Annotated in this window: 16 protein-coding genes; 3 read left to right on the forward strand and 13 right to left on the reverse strand. The window is 36.9% G+C overall.

Going from position 1 to position 18,511, the window contains the following annotated elements:
- Positions 1-27 precede the first annotated feature (27 nt).
- The 7 genes from BLP92_RS07790 to BLP92_RS07825 form a co-directional block, all read right to left on the reverse strand.
- Positions 28-1,080: a sugar ABC transporter substrate-binding protein gene (locus BLP92_RS07790; protein ID WP_090842258.1), complete on the reverse strand. Its 1,053-nt coding sequence runs from the start codon at positions 1,078-1,080 to the stop codon at positions 28-30.
- A gap of 217 nt (positions 1,081-1,297) precedes the next feature.
- The gene (locus BLP92_RS07795) at positions 1,298-2,917 is read right to left on the reverse strand and encodes a response regulator transcription factor (protein ID WP_090842259.1); all 1,620 of its coding nucleotides are present in this window, start codon (positions 2,915-2,917) and stop codon (positions 1,298-1,300) included.
- Positions 2,889-4,736, reverse strand: coding sequence for a sensor histidine kinase (locus BLP92_RS07800; protein ID WP_175444216.1), 1,848 nt, complete (start codon positions 4,734-4,736; stop codon positions 2,889-2,891). Before BLP92_RS07800 ends, BLP92_RS07795 begins: the two co-directional genes overlap by 29 nt.
- Positions 4,726-5,769 carry an autoinducer 2 ABC transporter substrate-binding protein gene (locus BLP92_RS07805; RefSeq protein WP_425284440.1) on the reverse strand — a complete coding sequence of 348 codons (1,044 nt, stop codon included), beginning with the start codon at positions 5,767-5,769 and terminating at the stop codon, positions 4,726-4,728. The genes BLP92_RS07800 and BLP92_RS07805 overlap by 11 nt, the downstream gene beginning before the upstream one ends.
- Before the next feature lie 300 nt (positions 5,770-6,069).
- Positions 6,070-7,125: a tetratricopeptide repeat protein gene (locus BLP92_RS07815; RefSeq protein ID WP_090842265.1), complete on the reverse strand. Its 1,056-nt coding sequence runs from the start codon at positions 7,123-7,125 to the stop codon at positions 6,070-6,072.
- A gap of 61 nt (positions 7,126-7,186) precedes the next feature.
- A complete protein-coding gene (locus BLP92_RS07820) occupies positions 7,187-7,951 on the reverse strand; it encodes a DUF429 domain-containing protein (RefSeq protein ID WP_090842267.1) in 765 nt (254 codons plus the stop codon).
- Positions 7,952-8,112: 161 nt separating this feature from the next.
- Positions 8,113-8,286: a CsbD family protein gene (locus BLP92_RS07825; protein WP_090842405.1), complete on the reverse strand. Its 174-nt coding sequence runs from the start codon at positions 8,284-8,286 to the stop codon at positions 8,113-8,115.
- Between the two features lie 198 nt (positions 8,287-8,484).
- Between BLP92_RS07825 and BLP92_RS07830 the strand changes: the two genes are divergently transcribed.
- Entirely contained in the window at positions 8,485-9,429 is a 945-nt protein-coding gene (locus BLP92_RS07830; protein ID WP_175444217.1) for a DUF4349 domain-containing protein, read from the forward strand.
- Positions 9,430-9,796: 367 nt separating this feature from the next.
- Here BLP92_RS07830 and BLP92_RS07835 read toward each other — a convergent pair whose 3' ends face one another.
- The 5 genes from BLP92_RS07835 to BLP92_RS07860 form a co-directional block, all read right to left on the reverse strand.
- Positions 9,797-10,531 (reverse strand): SPRY domain-containing protein, encoded by a 735-nt coding sequence (locus tag BLP92_RS07835; protein ID WP_090842271.1) that lies wholly within the window; start codon positions 10,529-10,531, stop codon positions 9,797-9,799.
- Positions 10,532-10,582: 51 nt separating this feature from the next.
- On the reverse strand, positions 10,583-11,470 hold the full coding sequence (locus tag BLP92_RS07840) for a cell envelope integrity TolA family protein (protein ID WP_090842273.1): 888 nt from the start codon (positions 11,468-11,470) through the stop codon (positions 10,583-10,585).
- 349 nt (positions 11,471-11,819) lie between these two features.
- A complete protein-coding gene (locus tag BLP92_RS07845; RefSeq protein ID WP_090842275.1) occupies positions 11,820-12,368 on the reverse strand; it encodes a hypothetical protein in 549 nt (182 codons plus the stop codon).
- Between the two features lie 1,947 nt (positions 12,369-14,315).
- Positions 14,316-14,588, reverse strand: coding sequence for a hypothetical protein (locus BLP92_RS07855; RefSeq protein ID WP_090842279.1), 273 nt, complete (start codon positions 14,586-14,588; stop codon positions 14,316-14,318).
- A gap of 427 nt (positions 14,589-15,015) precedes the next feature.
- A complete protein-coding gene (locus BLP92_RS07860; protein WP_090842281.1) occupies positions 15,016-15,402 on the reverse strand; it encodes a hypothetical protein in 387 nt (128 codons plus the stop codon).
- Positions 15,403-15,519: 117 nt separating this feature from the next.
- Here BLP92_RS07860 and BLP92_RS07865 point away from each other — a divergent pair, with 117 nt between their 5' ends.
- The gene (locus BLP92_RS07865; protein WP_090842283.1) at positions 15,520-15,939 is read left to right on the forward strand and encodes a very short patch repair endonuclease; all 420 of its coding nucleotides are present in this window, start codon (positions 15,520-15,522) and stop codon (positions 15,937-15,939) included.
- Positions 15,940-16,028: 89 nt separating this feature from the next.
- Here BLP92_RS07865 and dcm read toward each other — a convergent pair whose 3' ends face one another.
- On the reverse strand, positions 16,029-17,126 hold the full coding sequence (gene dcm, locus BLP92_RS07870) for a DNA (cytosine-5-)-methyltransferase (RefSeq protein WP_090842285.1): 1,098 nt from the start codon (positions 17,124-17,126) through the stop codon (positions 16,029-16,031).
- A 469-nt stretch (positions 17,127-17,595) separates the two neighbouring features.
- Between dcm and BLP92_RS07875 the strand changes: the two genes are divergently transcribed.
- Complete coding sequence (locus BLP92_RS07875) at positions 17,596-18,381, forward strand: hypothetical protein (RefSeq protein WP_090842287.1); 786 nt, start codon at positions 17,596-17,598, stop codon at positions 18,379-18,381.
- Positions 18,382-18,511: the final 130 nt, after the last annotated feature.

Here is an 18,511-nt window from a genome sequence, read left to right on the forward strand (position 1 = left end):
AGAGGTTCCCCCCTCTTTCTTTCAGGTTTATTCAAACTCGCCAATATTTGTTTCATTCACAGGCTGCACATCGATTTCATTTTCTTCTTCAAAGTCTTCTCCATTTAAAATCGCGCTGGTGACTTCTACTAAAGTCTGTGCCGTAACTCCCGGCTGCTGATCTACGGTAAATTTGTAAATCCCGCCTTCCCGAATAGCTTCCAGTGCTTCCGGCACCGCATCAATTCCGCCTACCGCAAAGTTATCGGGTTCTTTTCCTGCCGCTGAGGCTGCATTATATGCACCAAGCGCACCCCCATCATTAATACCAAAAATTCCAAGTAAATCAGGATTTGCCTGAATAAATCCTTCAGCTACGTCATACCCCGAATTCGGATCGCCTGCCTGCTGATCTCCAACTACCTCTACATCTGGTGCGTGTTCATGAATACCATCGATAATTCCTTCTTTACGCTGAATTACCTGCTCAATCTGGTCAAAGTTAAGAATTCCTACTTCTCCTTCACCTTCATGATTTTCAAGAATCCATTCGCCAGCCTGTTCTCCCAGTGCCAGACCCATAGAATATTCATCAGCGCCGACCCAGGCATCCGCATTTTCAAGTCTTGTCGTGTGGGCAATTACCGCAATTCCTTCATCCTGTGCTTCCTGCACTGCGTCATTGATCGCGTTTTGGTCTGTTGCAGTTACAATAATTGCATCCATTCCCTGGGCAACAAAGTTTTGAATTGCTTCAATCTGCGAGTTTACATCATCCCGCGGGTCGTTAATTGTAACGGCATATCCTTCTTCCGCTGCCAGTTCTTCCACTGAATTCGTCAGTTCCACGAAGAACGGGTTCCCCAGATCCAGCACTGTCATTCCAATTTTCACGTCGGCATCTTCATCTCCGACCACCTCATTATTTCCGGCTGCATTGTTTGCCTCGGCTTCATTATTTGCTTCTGCTTCATTTTCAGCTCCACTGTTATTTCCTGCATTCGCGTTATTCCCTGCATTGGCATCTCCGCCATTCTCGTCACCACAGGCTGAAAAAATAAATAGAGCGGATAGTGATAATAGACAAGCTGTCTTTTTCATAAAATTGTTCCCTCCCAGATTATATTAATTTATAAACAGAATATTTTTATATCAAAAATTATTTTACTGTTTAAGTAAATAATCCTTTGATATAAAAATTATTTATCTATTGGTTTCATCTTATAGATAAAGCGCTTACATTTAAATAAGACATCTTTCTGTTAAGGGGGAGGTTCTTCGGAAACATAAAAAAGACCGCCACAAAAGTGACAGCCTTTTACTTAATGTGATAAATATTGCGGTATTTTGAAGGCAGTTCTCCAGTATACTGATGAAATAATTTACTGAAATACTTCGCATCCTTATAGCCGACATGTTCAGAAATCTCCTGTATTTTCAGGTTAGTCTGGGTAAGAAGCTCCTTCGCTTTTTCTATTCTTACTCTTGTCACGTAATCTAATACTGTTTCACCTGTCTGTTTTTTAAAAACCTCACAAAAATAAGTCGGGTTCATATAGACTTCTTCTGCTATTTTAGAAATCGTAATACTGTCAGCAATATTCTGCTGTATCCAGTATTTCGCTTTATCAATTTGATTTAAATGAAAGTCCACGCTTTGTTTTTCGTTGATAACATCCTTTGTCCAGGAAATAATATCTGATTTCAGCTGTTCAAAATCTGAAGTATTTTTTAACTTCAGGAAGATAGGATAAAGAAATTCATACCCGCGGTTATCATCTTTAAACAGATAGACAATCACACGAAAAAGGTAGAACCTGATTGATTTTTGCACTGCTTCCGGCGAGGCCAGCTTTTTAAGTTCATTAAATAAAATATTCAGTTTCTTTTCTACAGTTTCCAGCTCTAATTTTTCTATCGATACTACTATTTTCTGAATTTCTAAATATATATTTTTGGAAGTATCGTTTTTTGATTCGTTATGAATTTCAGTTAACAGGGCTGGATGATAAATACGGTTGCTGCCGCGTATGATCCGAAGCTGCATAAGAGATAAGATTTTTTCACGCATACTTGGCAGTAAAGCCAGCTCATTAAAATAATGTTCAAAGGCGATAGAAAAAGTCAGCGGTGTATAAGACTGAAGATTTCTCTGCAGAACCTCTGCAAAGCCGGCAGTGAGGTCAAACTGATCTTTCTCTTCTTCTGGAAACCAAAGGAGAAACCAATAGCTGGATTTTTCTCCCCTCCACCACCAGCAATTTTTATGTTTTTCATTTGAAAATTGCTGGGAAGTTTCTCCGATAATATTTTCTATCGCAAATATCCATGTTTTCCAATCGCTGTCTGTGAATATATTTTTATTGAATGATAAATTATCAACACTGGCATTGAGTAAAACAAATTTGCCGGCGGGAAATAATTCTGTCCACTCCAAGTCAGCTGTCTCCATTTCACTTTTTAACATCATTTCATTTAACAGCTGCACCTGCTTTGTGTAAGTTAAGTCTTTAGTTTCCTGAGCATTCTGTGCACTTTGCTGGTTCGTTTTTCTGCTTGCAGAAACTTTTTCCCTGATAATGTGAAACCGTGTTTCCAGCTTTTTTCGGTTAATCGGCTTTAATATATAATCTGAAGCTCCTTCCCGCAGTGCTTCCTGTACTATTTCAAAATCTTCATAGCCGCTGATGATGACGGAAAAGACAGAATGCGTCTGATTCAGCTTTTTAATTAATTCCACCCCGCCGACATTCGGCATTTTTACGTCTGTGACTAATACGTCCAATTCAAGAGGTTGATCTTCCATTGCTTCTAGTAACAGTGCTCCGTCAGAAAAGGTGCCTATCACTTCCCATCCTTGAAATCCTGATATCAGCCGTTCAATCCCTCTTCTTATTCTTGCTTCATCTTCACATATTACCGCCCTGATTTTGTCCACGCCTTAAGTCCCCCCTGTATTCTTTATATATCTTAGGAATCCTTAATGTTACCGTGGTTCCTGAACCGCGTTCGCTCCAGATGGAAATTCCATAATCCTCTCCATACAGCATTACTAATCTGCCATGCACATTTACAAGCCCAAATTTTTCATCTTTCTTCATCATCGGATTATCATTTAACGTTTGTTTAAGACTGTTTAAATCCTCGCTGGAGAGCCCTGTACCGTTATCGTGAATCGAAAATAAAATATCCTGCTGGGAATTACTCTTGTTTATTTCCTCAGAAATTGAAACTGAGACAGCAGCACATGCTTTGTTTTTAAGCGCATATTTTACGGCGTTTTCTACAATTGGCTGTAAAATAAATTTCGGAGTGATGAGTTTTTCAGCATCTATATTTTCTGAAATATGAAACTCCAATTGATCTTCGTACCTGAATTTTTGGATCGTTAAATAATCTCTGGCATGCTCCACTTCTTTATCAATAGAAACAACGTCATCTTTGTTATTTAAAGAATAGCGCAGCATTTTTCCTAATAATGAGATGACTTCGACTGCAGTTTCTTCCTCCTGCTCCTCCACGGCCATCGTCAGCGATTCCAGCGTATTATAAAGAAAGTGCGGATTTATCTGAGACTGCAGCGCATATAATTCTGCTTCCTGCTGTTTGATCGTCGTAATGTAATTTATCCTTATCAGCTCTCTTAATTTTATTATCATAGAATGAAAACTTGTGGTCAGCATTCCTACTTCATCCTGCCGAACAGGAGTATTGAAATCAGTGTCCAGGTCTCCCTCTTCCACCGCTTTCATCGTTACCCGCAGCCGGTGGATGGGTTTAGTTACAGACCAGGCCAACACAAAAGAAATGGCAATCGTCACTACTGCTAAAGCAATTAATACACCCATAATGATATTACTGACTACATCTGTCCGGTCCGTGAGATAACTGGACTCAATGCGGTGTACTAAACTCCAGCCTGTATTTTCAGATGTACTGACGCTTAAAAGATAATCCCCTCCAGAAGCAGGCATTTTAATTGTTCCGTTTTCAATCGGCAGTGCAGTAATCTGGTCGAACCGATTTCCTATTTGCTCTTTATCATTTAAGTGATAAATAATCTGATTGTTATCATCCATCATCCAAACATCTGCTCTTGCATCCAAATCTGCAAGGATTTCATCAAAAAAGGCAATATCTACAGCTAACGACATCGTTCCTAAGTTTTTACGATTATCGACGTCAATAATTTCTTTCATGACCAGAATAAAAGGAATATCGTCATCAAACGTGATAGGCGTGTGAAAAGAAGGCAGTTTTTTTACTTCATTTCTCAAGTCATACTCGTCCCCGTACGGAAGAAAACTTTCGTAGTTTTCTGCTCCATCTACTCCTATTCTTGAACTGCTGAAGACCCGGTCATTCGAATGGATAAATACAGCTAATATATCAGGGTTAATTCCCTGCAGAAATGTGTTTGATAAATACCTGTTCACTTTAAATTCGTCTCTTAGCAGCAAGGATTGATTCCGGTATTGATTGTCTGCTAAGACAGCTGAAATATCGGGAGAGCTCGTAATAAGATCCGGCAGCTTTTCGATATCAGCGATCTGCGTATCGATATTCCGGTTGGCCTGATTTAAAATAGAAGGAATATGCTCGGCTGCCTGCAGCTCTATTGATTTTGCATACTGGGAATGAGCAATCCCTGCCAAAAAAATCAGCGGGAGCAAAGTTAATAAAACGTAGGTTAAAATAAGCTTCCTTCTGAGACTGTAGTTTTTTACCCGGCGTAATTTTAACTTTTTAAAAATCATAATAATCCACATTCTCATCTGTAAAATCTATGGGGTCTCCCATAATTACCGTATCACCATTCCATTTAATTCTGCCGACCCGTTCAATCTCCTGCCCGTCATATGGCTTGTTTCCTTCAAGCAGCTGTTTAGAAAGGCTCACCGTCAGATAGCCTAATTTTTTTGGACTCCAAAGTGTAACCATCTGTGCTGCTCCCTCTTTCAAGTAGGAATTCATTAAATCTGGCGTTGATAATCCCACGACAGAAATATCCCCACTTTTTCCTGCTTCTGCAACTGCCTGTGCGGCTGCCGGAGGACCTACGGAAGAGGCACCGACGATGCCAATTAAATCCTCATGGTTTTCAATTAACTCCTGCGCTGATTTATAAGCTTTCTGCGGGTCATCATCTGTAACTGCAACTTCCACTAAATTCAAATCCGGATAAAAGATTTTCTGCTGATATTCCATCCAGTACAGCCATTTATTAATATTAGGAGCTTCCAGCGTACCGATCATGACAGCAAAATCTCCTGATTCATCCACATTCCACGCAAGTGTGTCCATCAAATGCCGGCCCAGCGTCTCGGAATCCACCATGTTTATGAAAAAAGATCTCGAACCTGGAGATACATCCGAGTCCCAGGAGATCACTTCAATACCCTGCGCTTGCGCTTCCAACAAAACTGCAGACAATTCCGCTGGATCATTTGCCGAAACAGCGATCAGATCAACCTCCTGCGTAATTAGTTCTTCAATAATTTCTACCTGCCCCTCACTGTCTGCCGTCGCAGGTCCTCTAAATATCAACTCAATATCCAAATCTTCCGCTGCTTCCCGTGCCCCATCTTCCACAGCATTAAAATAACTGATATTATCCACTTTGGAAACGAGCGCAATCGTATATTGATCCTCGCTGCTGTTGACCTCCTGTTCTTTTTCTACTGTGTTATGCGTATATAAAATTTCGTAGTTCTCTTCTGCGCTAGTGAAATTACTGCATCCTGCCAACATCCCTGTGAATACAAATAGCATTCCTAATTTCACTTTCATCCCCCCGATGAATGTAGTAAAACGCTTTCAAAATTCATTTATTCAGAATCTGTAAATAAAACAATTGTAGCATTGTTTCAGTGAAAGATAGAATATTTTTTTGAAAAACCAAATTTCATAAAAGATGGAATTGATTCACTTAGTAACAAAAATCCAAAAGAAAAGACGCTAAATCTTTTCAACAGATCAGCGCCTTCTAAATAAATATTTGTTTTAATAATTTCTTTTACGATTAGTATTCTTTTCTGTCCCCTGCAGGAATAACTTTCTGTTACCAAACAGCAGAACGTAAGAAATATATCAGTCCAGCTCATCCTCCACCCGTTCCATAATGATATACGGATACTCCTCATTATAATAATATGCAGTTCGGGAGGTAGCGTCGGGATTTCTTCGGGATCTGTCGTTTTCCAATATATGTGACAGCCCATAATCATCCAAAGCTACTCTTAAACGCCTGATCCTCTGCGAATAGGTATCGCTTTGAATATCTGAGCTTGAAAAATGATCGATCACTTCCTCTAAAATAAGCGAATTCTCTTTGGAGCTTTTCATGAGGAAGTCCTTCAGCATTCTTGCATAATTCGCATTCAGTGTTCTTTTTTTCTGATTAAATGCAACCGAACATTCTCCATCCGAGAAATAAATAATAATGACATTCTCCGGATTATTATCAAAGGTGTCATCGCAGTCTTCCCGGGAGCAGAAGGTTTTCTCTTCCTTCGTATGTTTTACAAACCCATGTCTGTGTAAATACGCTTCGTTTTCCTGAATAATATGGAAAAAGGGAGACTTCTCATACTGCTCCAGTGTTTCTCCGGATGGCTCCATCTGTTCCAGCCTGTCACTCGTTTCTTTTGCAATAAACAGGCTGCTGTTCACAAGATACAGATTCGCGTGATAGAGCTGCTGGCCGTTCAGCTGCCAGTCTTCCACCTTTGGACTGCGCTGTGCATCGATTGCCTGCTGAAAATAATTCGCTGCCGTGCTGTATTCCTTTTCCGCATAAGCAAGAAACCCAAGTCTGTATAAAGCAATCGGATTCATGTTATCAAGTTTCAATACTCGTTCCAGGGTATTTTTCGCCTGATAGGGATCTTTCACATGTCCCATCTTTAAGTATGTTCCATATTTGATAAGTATTGGGAGCAGCTTTTTATTTTTAATGAACTCATACTCACTTATATCGGCAGGCTCTCTAGATTTTCCTGCTTTGACACGGGTGAGCCTGTGCATCTGCTCATATATCCCAAGAAGCTTAGAGAAGGTGCCATCGGCTGTCGCAGTGTCTCTGTTTTCTAATATTTCTTCCTCTAACATGTACAGTTCGTCTAATTTCTTCACTTGGCTTCTCAATTTCGTCCTCCTGGAAATTTAGTATACAGCTGTCTATAATTTCTCACATGGAAACTACGCTCTATTCGTTTTGTTTAAAATAATAAATCCAGCCTTCTTCCGCTGCTAATTCCTTCTGATCAGCCGGCGGTTCCTGCAGCTTCGGCAGAAGTTTCCCATCCGTGCCGAATGCAATTGCATAGACAGCACAGATACAGGCATCGTACGCATCTGTGCCCGGAGTGACCTCTTTCGGAAAGAACTTTCTTAAATACTCATGCACCTCTTCAAACCGCTTTTCTTTCACTAAAGCAGGATACACTTCGATAATCACTCTGTTGTCTTCCGGCTCTGCTCCCTCAAACGGATATGTTTTAAATCCGTGCTCCTCCTGCCAGAGTTTCGTGTGGATCATCGCTCCTGTGGCGTTATTTCCGATCCGGTCATATACAGCAGACAACGGCTTTTTGCCGAATACTTCGTACATTTCCCGGTCGGTATATCTGTAGGCAAGCGGATTATATATTTCTTTTTCCGGCTTCCCCATCGGAAGACGTTCTCCTTTAAGCAAGCGGTGAAAGGCAGAAGGATATCCCAGCGGGGCATCGACTCCGATAACGACTAAGGTGTCTTCTTCTATTTCATTTATATGCAGGCCAGGAGCTGCCTGCTGAATGAATTCCTCTAAAGAGAATAAACTGTTCTCCGGCAGTGACAGTTCCGTCGGGGTGCCCAGCCAGGTGATTTCATTTGCAGAGAGCTCCCACCGGCATACTGCGGCTCCATGGTTGCTCCCCATCCAGCCGCCTGCGTCCCAGCCGATTCCGATGACGTTTTTGAATTGCATGCGCTTCAAACTCCTTTGGACTCTGTTAAAATTTATTATACTATTGAACGCTGATGAATAGCTGATTTAATTGGCATAGTTTTTCTATATAAAATAAGGAGATATCCCACAATGCTGTGAGACATCTCCTTAAGCACAAGCTAAGTATAGTTAAAATCATTTTAAAGGTTTTCTTTCACATCCCCTGTTTTTTCTCTCGCTTTTCCTTTCACTTTATCTGACTTACCTTCCCGCTTCATCTTGTCATTCTTCGTTATTTCTCCTGTCTTTTCCTTCGCCACACCTTTTGCCATTCCACCTGCGCCTTTTGCTTTATCTGCTTTTCCATCCGCCATAAAAAACCCTTCTTTCCAGTTTGAATTTTGTGTCTTAGCAGGAAACTTCCCGATTTGTGACAATAACAAACCCTCCGATTTAGTGAATGGTTTCTCTTACTCACATATCAATATCATGGGGATTCCTCCATTTTTTGTAACTTCCGCTGTTTCTCTTGCGACTAAAGTGATAAGTAAAGAAAAATGGAGGTTTTTCTTATGAAAAGAAAACATTATGTTCTTTTCCTTCTTCTTGCAGCGGTACTTATTGTACTGGGTGCATGCATGAATCAGGCTGACAATAATCAGACGGCAGATAACCGAAATACAGAGGAAGCTGTAGATGATGGCGGAGGTCTCATCGAGTCGAATGAAGAGGCAGCGGATGCCCCGGCGGAAGAAGACGGGGCACAGGAGGATTTTCCGGAAAGCGAGGAAGCACCGACTGCCGATCAGACCGGCCAGATGGTCATTTACAATGGGCATATCTCGATCGAAGTGGATAATTACGATGCTATCCAGTCTGCCATTCAAGAGCAGGTCGATAGTATGAGTGGATATGTCGTAGAGTCCAACGTGCAGCAGGCAGGGGAGAACGAAGAGCGGAGCGGAAGAATCGTTGTCAGGATTCCTCAGGAGCATTTCCATCCGTTTCTTCAGGAACTGGAATCTGCCAGTACGACGGTGGTGGAACAATCCACAAGCGGAAATGATGTATCAGAAGAATACGTCGATCTGGAATCCCGGCTCCGATCGCAGGAGGTCGTGGAAGAAAGGCTGCTGACCTTCCTGGGAGAAGCAGAGTCGACGGAAGATCTGCTTGCGATTTCTCAGGACCTGGAAGAGGTACAGAGTGAAATCGAACGGGTGACCGGACGAATGAATTATCTGGAAAACCAGGTGGCGTTTTCTACTGTCACGATCGAGATACAGGAACGAGCGGTGCACGTGGATCAGATGCAGGATCAGGAGTCGCTGCATACCTTTGAACGTGCGCAGAGCCTGTTTATGAACACCGTGAACTTCCTGCTTACAGCATTATCCCAAGTGGTAGTTTTCCTGATCGGATTATCCCCGGTGATTGTGCCGCTTGCTGTGATTGCAGGAGCTGTCTACTGGTTTACCCGGCGCCGGAAAAAGAAGGAACAGAAAAGGCAGGAGTAAGCAGATATACGCAGTATTTGCAGAGTTGCTTCCCTTCTTTAGTAGCTCGCGAAAAAAGCAAAGCTGGTCAACAGCTTTGCTTTTTAATCCTGATTCACTATTATTTTGAAACTGCTTCAGAATGAGGGACATTTTCTTGACGGCGATGAGGATTAGCATCGATGACTAGCGGTTCATAGCTTTAAAGAAGGTAAACAGTGTCTTATAATTCGTTTGTGTCACCCACGCCTATATGATCGGCTAATTCCAAAATCAAAGAGCACTTCACCTTAACTGGCTGGGTGCTCTTTTTCCATGGAAATATAAGCGTTCTGTTTTAAATACAATCCTCAGATCTAATTCGCAAGCAGGTTAATAACAGTCTGGATTAATAGGTTTGAATCCTAAAAACAATTCCCAATCGTTTTGCATTTGTCCAGTTTTCGAAGTCTTGAAGCGGAATCCACTTAGCGCTTTCTTCCATGTCAATCATCTGATCTGACTCGACCGCATATAAATCCTGTGCGTGCATAGGGTCATTGACTGTCCATTTTCGATCAAATACATCGTTTGCCATAGCAAGTGCTAATTCCACAATCGCCATGCTGTTAATACTGATTCCTTCGTTCTCTAATTGAAAAGGCAATGCCTCTGTCAGCATTAAATTTGCGTTATATAATTCGTCTGCCTTCGCTTCAATAGCTCCCTTGCCGCCTGTAATGACATAGTAATGGAGCCCATTGTCTTCGGTGAGTTCTACCAGCTGAATTGTCTGGTTAGCCATAAAGATTCCTGCACTATCTAGAAATTCTCCGGTCATGTTGGTGATGCGAGCGTTTCTATCGTAAAAGCTCTTCACAATACTGCTTGCGCAGCCCCCGGATAAGGTATAAATCGTTGGATCCTCGTTGTAACTGTCTTCAAACGCTTCATATCCCAAATTATTTCGCAGCGTATTATACATCAAGACCGTGTTCTGTGTTGGCACCATTTGAACAAAAGTTTGTTGTAGATTCTGATTATCTTGAGGCATAAATGTTCCCATTGGATAGATTCCCCCATAATCTACAATGTTCTGATATTCAGACCTCTCACTTTCAAAAATTTTACTCTCTCTAATCATTTCATCCCCTGCTTCCGTTAGTATTTTAATTTAATTATGTGCAATTTACATTTAAAATTTTCTTGCTCTCTTAGCTGCTGCATCAGCTTCACGCTGCTTTGCATTTGCCAGATTTACTTTTTCTTGAAAATAATGTGTCCTGCTATTATACTGCGCCTGTTCAATTGCACGCCTTTTTGCAAAGTCAGCTTCTTCCTGCCTTTTTTTTGCCTGCCATTGAGCCTCAGCTTGTAACCTTTGTTTATTAGCAAAATCAGCTTCTTCTTTTCTTATTTGCTCCAGCCGTTGAGCTTCAGCTTGCAGCCTTTGTTTATCGGCGAAATCAGCTTCTTCTTTTCTCTTTCGCTCTTGTTGCTGCCTGTCAGCTTCTTGCATTAGGTGAGACTCCCAGAGCGGGGGAGTTTGTAATCCTCGCATAGAATTTGAATTTCTTGAATTCCCATTACCAGAATTACTTGGCTCCTTTTGAATCATTACTTTATTAATTATCTTCGCAGATAAAATAGCAAGTATGCCCGGCAAACCAATTACTATGCCCAGCTGTATAATTGCTTCTCCTACATGATCAGCATCCAGCGACCCGTTGAAAGTATACTCAATCGTAATAAAAAAGATGATAAAACCGATTACAGTTCCATAAATCCGGTGCCATTTGAAGGAACCGGCTCTATCAACTGGATTAGGCTGTATGTTTCGTTTATTCAATATTAATTTGATTAACCAAATGCTGAATAATCCAGCTGGAATCGCCAGTATTATGCCATACACTCCTAAGGAGAACTCCACAGTGTGAGAGCTGTAAAGTCCTTCCTCTAATATTATTTCTCTAGTGAGAATTTTATTAAGCAGCTTATTGAATGCAAATGTCAAAATAATCGTCAGAATAATAACCGATCGGGTGTGGCTTTGTAAAACTTTCTGCATGTTCCACTTATTCATTTTTCTCAGCCCATTTCTTATATTTATCTGTCTCTACATTCCTTAATTCCTCCTTTCGATATAAGTCATCATTATTCACTGCAAAATAAATCGAAAAATGATTCTTTCCGAAAAAGAAGTAGTTACCAATCTTTGTTCTATAGTAGCTGCTTAACTTAAGCAGCCTATGTTTTAATTCTTTAAGTATTTCGATATAGCTTCAACTAAGCCATCATTATGGATAACGATAATACCTTGCCTCTCCTTTAATTAAATCATTAACCAGTTTTTCAAAACCCTTTGTCTGTTAAGTGGTCAAAAAATAAATTTATTACTTTTATTTCGATCTTAATCTCCCCTTCCCCGTTATTTACTCCTCCTCCATTTCGAAGTAAGGATCATTTTGCATAATTCCTTCTTTATAAAGGCTTCGGTATTTATCCACAATTAGTTTTTCAATAAAGCTACTGTTTGTTTCTTTGCTTTCAGTTAACATCATCTCTAAATACCAACTTGCTTTTTCAGACATATAAACTTTTTTTTGCACCTTTTTATTTTCATCTTTTTCATTCCGAATCAGTTCGGGGAAAAACTTACCGACAGCTATTTTTGATTCAAGATCAGATGCAATAACTTCACTTGCAAATTGAACTGCTAACTCGTAAGTAGCAGGTATAATTTTTTCTTCTGTCACATCCATGAGTTCGAATTTCGGATTTAAATCATCTCCATTCACATCAACGTAAGTAGGAAACTCATTCTTAACAAAAAAGAAGTAATTCCCATTTTTTGTTTTATAAAGCTGTTTTAGTTGGTTTACATAAGCACCTTTTTCATATTGATTCTCGCTTATTTTTTGTTCACAGATTTTTTTAGCCGTTTCTGTATTATAAACAGCCCCATTGATTACTTTTTTCATTTCTTTCTCTCCATTCACTAGTGAATTAGCATTTAATAATACTACTAAAAATATGTTGACTGTAGGTTTAGTTCTATATCAATACATTTACTATAATACAGACTTAGTACTAAGTCAATCAAATGAAGGAATTTATTTTTAAATCTTACTTATACTAAAAAAATTTACTTTTATGGAAATCCATAATTTAATGCTGCATTTAGCGGACCAAGAATTTTAGCGGTACTTTAGTACTCTTTAACATCCCGGAACAAATTTTTGCAAATATCTTTCGAGTGCTACACGATTGTAAAGAACGGTTGCAGTCAAGACACTCCCTTGCTAAGGATAGTCACCTCTAATCCTCGAAAATCATAAAACCTTTATTCTTTGTACTCTCTAGAAATTCTCTGATTCACTATTAACCATTTTTAATAAATGCACATATTCAATACATTTATTTCTTCAGGCTCTGCAACCATCATGTTTAAAATGGAATGTTTATTTGCTTTTTTCTTTTCAATATTTTTAATTTAGAAATACTACATTGACCTAATGCCACGCTATTTAATGCATATTTGAATTATTTTGTTTTCTTGCATTTTAAAAATATTCTTTTTATTCATTTTCATCCCCCTCTTATTTACTAAATTCTCCTATAAAGTCTTATCTTCGATCCTTTATACAGGTTTTTATCACTGTTTATCTATAAAATTTTAAGGTCTTAAATTACGTTCGACATTATCTTCAAAAATAAATATTACACTATAACCTATTTATACTATAAAATTAGATCTAAAGACACCTATAATTGAAATTCCACATAATTATTTTGACTTATTTTTGTAATTAATATAAATATAAGTTAATTTATAGTGTTATAATACTCACTTAGATACTTAAATAAGGAAAATAAAATGGTTATTATGACTTATGTATATTTATTAGGTATTAAAATATGTTAAAAGATAATAAACTAATAAAAGAATTTCTCATGGGACAAAATGATGTAAAAAAATGCTTTCCATATGCTGAAGAATTACATAATAAAAAGGCAGCAATTATAAACCAATTTAGAAGGCTGGATATTCCTCGCAAGAAAATGATTTTATCTCAGACTATGTAATTGGAAAAGTAGTAGAATTCGGTTTCAAATATTTTCTAGAAGAGAATTTTTAATATCAGCTTTAGTGTTGATCTTGAAGTTTGGATGACCCACACACTCATGATGAAGCAAATGATATGTCTACTATATTTATAAACGGGAAAAAAAATTATCTTAATTTAAAACTGAAATCAAAGGAAGCAGACGTTTTTCAAAGTGGCTCATAGTTGAAAAGCAAGAGTTCAAAGATTTCGGTACAAAAATATATTTGATTAGTATACTAGTAGGAATACTAGACGGAAAGGAATTCGAAGAAGACCCTTATCATTTTCTTTCTCATGACTGGAAAGTTACTATCTTAGGCTGTGCTTTGAACAAAGATTTAGTAGATCCTGTTACTTAGAAAGGCTGGAATACATTTATTAAAATTGTATCTAAATACTCTCTCTAGCCTGATATAAAAAGTAAATTAAAAAAGACTGCAGATAAGTTCCTTTAAAAGGATTTGTCTACAGTCTTCTCTATTTTTCGTTTCTATTAATCCAAATTCATAGAAAGAAACAAATTTCAACGCTTAATCACAGTCCATTTCTGAAGAATCGATATTAGATTCTTTAAGGTATACATAAGGTATACAGGCTTCCCATTGTTTAAATGTTGTTTAAAATCATACAAATATTTTAGAATAATCTCATCAGAAGCAGTGCGCATAAAACATGCTTCTACACGAATATCACAGCAGAAACGATTGATTATAAAAACCCAAACCATTTGTGTAATATAAATTAAATAATAAAACAACTCCTAAATCAATCTCTTGAAGTGACCCCCACAATAAAAAGCGTTCCTGGATCCATATTTCTTTAAAATAATATGCTCGTCCGTCCTTCTAACACCGCCTGCCGTACACGATCTTTAATGCGCAGGCGTGTCGCCAGTTCAGTCTTAATATGTCCTTGATCACAAATATAGAAGGGAACCTGTCGAATAAACAGTGTTTTCGTCCCCAAATGCCTCTCTACGTGTCCATGAGCGAGATATGCTTCTAGACCGCACCAGCATGGACAAGTCATCATATACAGGCGTTCACCGGATACGCAGCCCTTCTTAACAATTCCTGTATTTTTATCTCTCATATATATTTCTCCTTTCTTTAGTAAGTTTTGCAACATATTTAAATATAAGCCATATGCTTTCAAATCTATATGTTAAAGACTTGTTTAGTTTCAAATATATCTTTGACTATGATTTCTATATTTCTTAAGAGGCCCTTACAGTTTTACACCTCATTCAAATATATTATTAATAAGCTTTACTCAACTAAATAATCTTCTTTTAATAATCCCTTAAGCAATTATAAAACAATAAACATTCTAGTATAAGAGTTTCAATAATAATATTCATGTATTTTTAATTTAATTCTTATTTTGGTAAGTGCTATTTTTCTAAGTCGTATCAAGGTATTTACAGAAATATTTAAGCTGTCAGCTATTTTTTTATTTGTCATTCTATCTTTGTTATAGAGTCCATAAGTATGTATTAAAATATATCTTTCTTTATAATTTAATTCAGCAATACACTTATAAATATAATTAAATTCCTCTTTGAGCATAATTTTTCAATTATAGAAACTGATTCTACAAAATGATTAACTGAAGTAGAGAGTTTATTAACCGATGTTAAATCATCATATTTTACATGCATATTTGCATAAGATCTCACTCTTACTAGAACAATTAAATAAACACTATTATACTTTCCTTCACGAGCTTGCTCTCTTATAACTCTAAAAGCTTTACATAAACCATAATTTGCTTCAGAAACAAAGCCTTCGTAATCGTGATGTGCAGGCGTTATTCCTACAAAATCTAAGACCCTTTGAATATGACTTTGATGTTTAATCAAAAACAAATTATATTCTTTTTCTAGGTGCTCATTATTTATCAACATTGACTTATAAGTCCTTCCAAAATAAAGCTCTATAAATTTTATGAAATTCTTGTTTCTTCTATTATATAAAGGGCAATACACTCTATAAAGTCTAAATTTTGTTAGGGAGAAAGAAAAATGGATAATTTAACTAATAAACAAAGAACAAAAAACATGAAGGCTATAAAATCGCAGTCTCAGCTAGAAAACTTGGTTACTAAAGAGCTTTGGCACAGAGGTTATAGATTCAGGAAAAATGTTCGTTCGTTAATGGGGCGTCCTGATATAGTGATTAAGAAGTACAAGGTAGTTATATTTATAGATTCATGTTTTTGGCATGGCTGCCCTTTACATGGTAATATTCCTAAAACCAATCAAAATTATTGGATCCCTAAGCTTAATAGAAACAAAGAAAGAGATAAAGAAGTTGAAGAGTATTATGTATCTTTAAATTGGAATATATTAAGAATTTGGGAACATGAAATTAAAGATGATTTAACTGGAGCATTAAATAAAATTGAGTATCATATCCAAAAATCTAGAATTTTAAATAATTGAAAATTAGACTGTATAACTTTTCTGATTTTCAATTTAAAAACCCCGGTCTAATTCAAATGAATTAAAGCCGAGGTTCATATAAATATACCTTAAGCAAACAATTTTATTTGCTCTACTCTATCTTTTTGATTTTTATCTACCTTATTTATTGCTTGAAGCATATTAGCCGCAACTTGCTGCACAATAGGAACCGTTACAGAATTTCCTGCTTGTTTATATAGATGACTGTTAGCCATGTTTTCTGGAAGCATAAATTCTTTAGGGAACCCTTGAAAGCCAAAAGCTTCACGAGGTGTCAGTTTTCTTATCCCCCAATTATCAAGCACTAAAGGAACATTATGACCTCCGGTTCCCATATTCGCTGTCAAAGTGGGACAAACATTACTTTGATTTTCTCTCACGTATACCCTCCGCAATTGATAAACCGTATCTTGTCTTTTTATGCTTTCAGACAACATTTTATAATATGGGGATTCTTTTTTGTAATAAAACTTATCCTCTTGTTTTGCTTTTCTCTCAAGAATATTATCAATAGTGTTATTCAGTTCTTTTTTATCTGGAAACTTAAATTCGCTTAAAATCTTCTCATCTCTGAAACCTACTATAAATATTCTTTCTCTATTCTGAGGAACATCCGCATATTCCATAGTGTTCATAACCCTACTCTCAAAATGATACCCTTCTGACTTTAACATTTCTTGGATAACCTCAAAAGTTTTTCCACCATCATGTCCTCTTAAATTTTTTACATTTTCAAGTAGAAATGCTCGTGGTTTTTTTGCTCTGATAAAGCGGAGAACATCATAAAATAATGTACCTCTCGGATCAATAGGTTCTGTAGACCCTTTACATTGGGGACATTGAGGGGTAGACAAATACTCTTCAAAAGTAACCATATGCTGATGATTGCATTCTGAACATAAATAACTCATTCCGTGTCTTCTTCCAGCAACAGAAAATGCAACACAAGGCCATCCCGCTGTTAAAATGTCTATATCTGGTAAGTTGTATTCATCTATATTTCTAATATCTTCTTCAATAAGCTCATTAGAAAAATTCAGTCGATAAGTTACTGCTGCATTTTTATCAATTTCATTCGCCCAAACTATTTCGGCGCCAGCTTTTTCGAAGCCTAAATCTATTCCTCCTACACCCGCAAAGAGACTTCCTACTGTAAGTTTTTTCATAAATATGCCTCCAATCATGGGAATGTTTGTTCTTATATTATATTTTAGCATATATCTGTAATGTTGTTACAAATTTATGGATAGAAAACAAAGCTATTTAATACAGTACCACAAATCATTTAGTCTTTAAAAGAGAATCCATTGAAAAATTCCTCATTATATAGTCTTTCCATTAAAATAATATCATATTAAAGATTCATCAATTAATAAAATAACTTCAAAAAGTATTAAAATTATCTAGCACGTTACCGATGATATAGATATATCCATTTTTTAACTTAAATTAATTCCTTTTGAACTACATTTATTTAGATCTAAACAAATACAAAATATTTAAATTCATTAGGGATAGCAACATCCTCACCTATGTTTGCATCTTATTAGCCGTGATTTATAGCAACTTTATTAACATTTGTTAGAGAATTAAATTATTAAGTGGGTAATACTTTAATTGGAAAGGGATATTAATATGAATAAAATGAGAAGTCATATTCAAGCAGAAGGCACAATCCATACTTTTACTAACATTAAACATTTTAAACCAGAGAAAAAATTTAATTCCCAAACTATTGATGAAGTATTTAAATTTGCTTACGGGATGAGTTTTGGTAAAAAAGGTATACATAGAAATTATCGATCTGGAGGTTCACACCTTAGGAGGAATGGAGAATTATTTGCAGATACTTTTCAAGGTAAATTAGCAGAATACGCAATATATAATAAGTTTACCTCTGAGGGACTAGATGTGCCTCTTCCTGATAACGATATGTACAGTCTCGGAGCTTGGGATTCTGGAGATTTTGAGATAGGGAACAGAAAACTATCTATTAAATCTACTAAATCATACGGACAATTGTTACTACTTGAAACTAAAGATTGGAATAAAGGCGGCTTATATATACCTGATATCGAAAAAAATGGTGGCAAATATGATGCTACTATTCTTGTTAGACTGCGGCCATTTGCATCTGACTTATTAAAAACTAAAAGGCTTCTTTATAGTGATCAAGCTACAGAAACAGAATTATATAAAATAATAACCAATGAAACTTATGAATATGATTTTGGCGGTGTCGTTACTATTGGTGACTTGAAGAAAGCAATTGATAATGGTCATTATATACTTAAAGATTCATATATAAATAGAATTGGAAATAATAATAAATTAGACGCTTCTAATTACTACGTACAAACAGGAGACATGAAATCTGTTGATTCACTTATTAAACACTTAAAAAAAGAAATAACAATTTAATATTATAAGTAATCATTGGAGGAAACTTAGCTTTACTTAATACTTCACATAGTATTAGTCAGCTTCTTTAAATCCGACGAATTTAAAGAAGTTTTTGAAGCAATTTCATGTTTTCTAAATGTGTTTAGTT

It is taken from the genome of Alkalicoccus daliensis (genome assembly GCF_900103955.1).
Lineage (GTDB): Bacteria > Bacillota > Bacilli > Bacillales > Salisediminibacteriaceae > Alkalicoccus > Alkalicoccus daliensis.

What these genes read in the sequence shown, in the direction of transcription:
- BLP92_RS07855 (WP_090842279.1), bottom strand. Translation starts at nt 14,588, where the DNA reads ATGAGAGATAAAAATACAGGAATTGTTAAGAAGGGCTGCGTATCCGGT.
- BLP92_RS07865 (WP_090842283.1), top strand. Translation starts at nt 15,520, where the DNA reads ATGGATAATTTAACTAATAAACAAAGAACAAAAAACATGAAGGCTATA.
- BLP92_RS07800 (WP_175444216.1), bottom strand. Translation starts at nt 4,736, where the DNA reads ATGATTTTTAAAAAGTTAAAATTACGCCGGGTAAAAAACTACAGTCTC.
- BLP92_RS07830 (WP_175444217.1), top strand. Translation starts at nt 8,485, where the DNA reads ATGAAAAGAAAACATTATGTTCTTTTCCTTCTTCTTGCAGCGGTACTT.
- BLP92_RS07875 (WP_090842287.1), top strand. Translation starts at nt 17,596, where the DNA reads ATGAATAAAATGAGAAGTCATATTCAAGCAGAAGGCACAATCCATACT.
- BLP92_RS07790 (WP_090842258.1), bottom strand. Translation starts at nt 1,080, where the DNA reads ATGAAAAAGACAGCTTGTCTATTATCACTATCCGCTCTATTTATTTTT.
- BLP92_RS07820 (WP_090842267.1), bottom strand. Translation starts at nt 7,951, where the DNA reads ATGCAATTCAAAAACGTCATCGGAATCGGCTGGGACGCAGGCGGCTGG.
- BLP92_RS07805 (WP_425284440.1), bottom strand. Translation starts at nt 5,769, where the DNA reads ATGAAAGTGAAATTAGGAATGCTATTTGTATTCACAGGGATGTTGGCA.
- BLP92_RS07860 (WP_090842281.1), bottom strand. Translation starts at nt 15,402, where the DNA reads ATGTTGATAAATAATGAGCACCTAGAAAAAGAATATAATTTGTTTTTG.
- BLP92_RS07840 (WP_090842273.1), bottom strand. Translation starts at nt 11,470, where the DNA reads ATGAATAAGTGGAACATGCAGAAAGTTTTACAAAGCCACACCCGATCG.
- dcm (WP_090842285.1), bottom strand. Translation starts at nt 17,126, where the DNA reads ATGAAAAAACTTACAGTAGGAAGTCTCTTTGCGGGTGTAGGAGGAATA.
- BLP92_RS07825 (WP_090842405.1), bottom strand. Translation starts at nt 8,286, where the DNA reads ATGGCGGATGGAAAAGCAGATAAAGCAAAAGGCGCAGGTGGAATGGCA.
- BLP92_RS07845 (WP_090842275.1), bottom strand. Translation starts at nt 12,368, where the DNA reads ATGAAAAAAGTAATCAATGGGGCTGTTTATAATACAGAAACGGCTAAA.
- BLP92_RS07835 (WP_090842271.1), bottom strand. Translation starts at nt 10,531, where the DNA reads ATGATTAGAGAGAGTAAAATTTTTGAAAGTGAGAGGTCTGAATATCAG.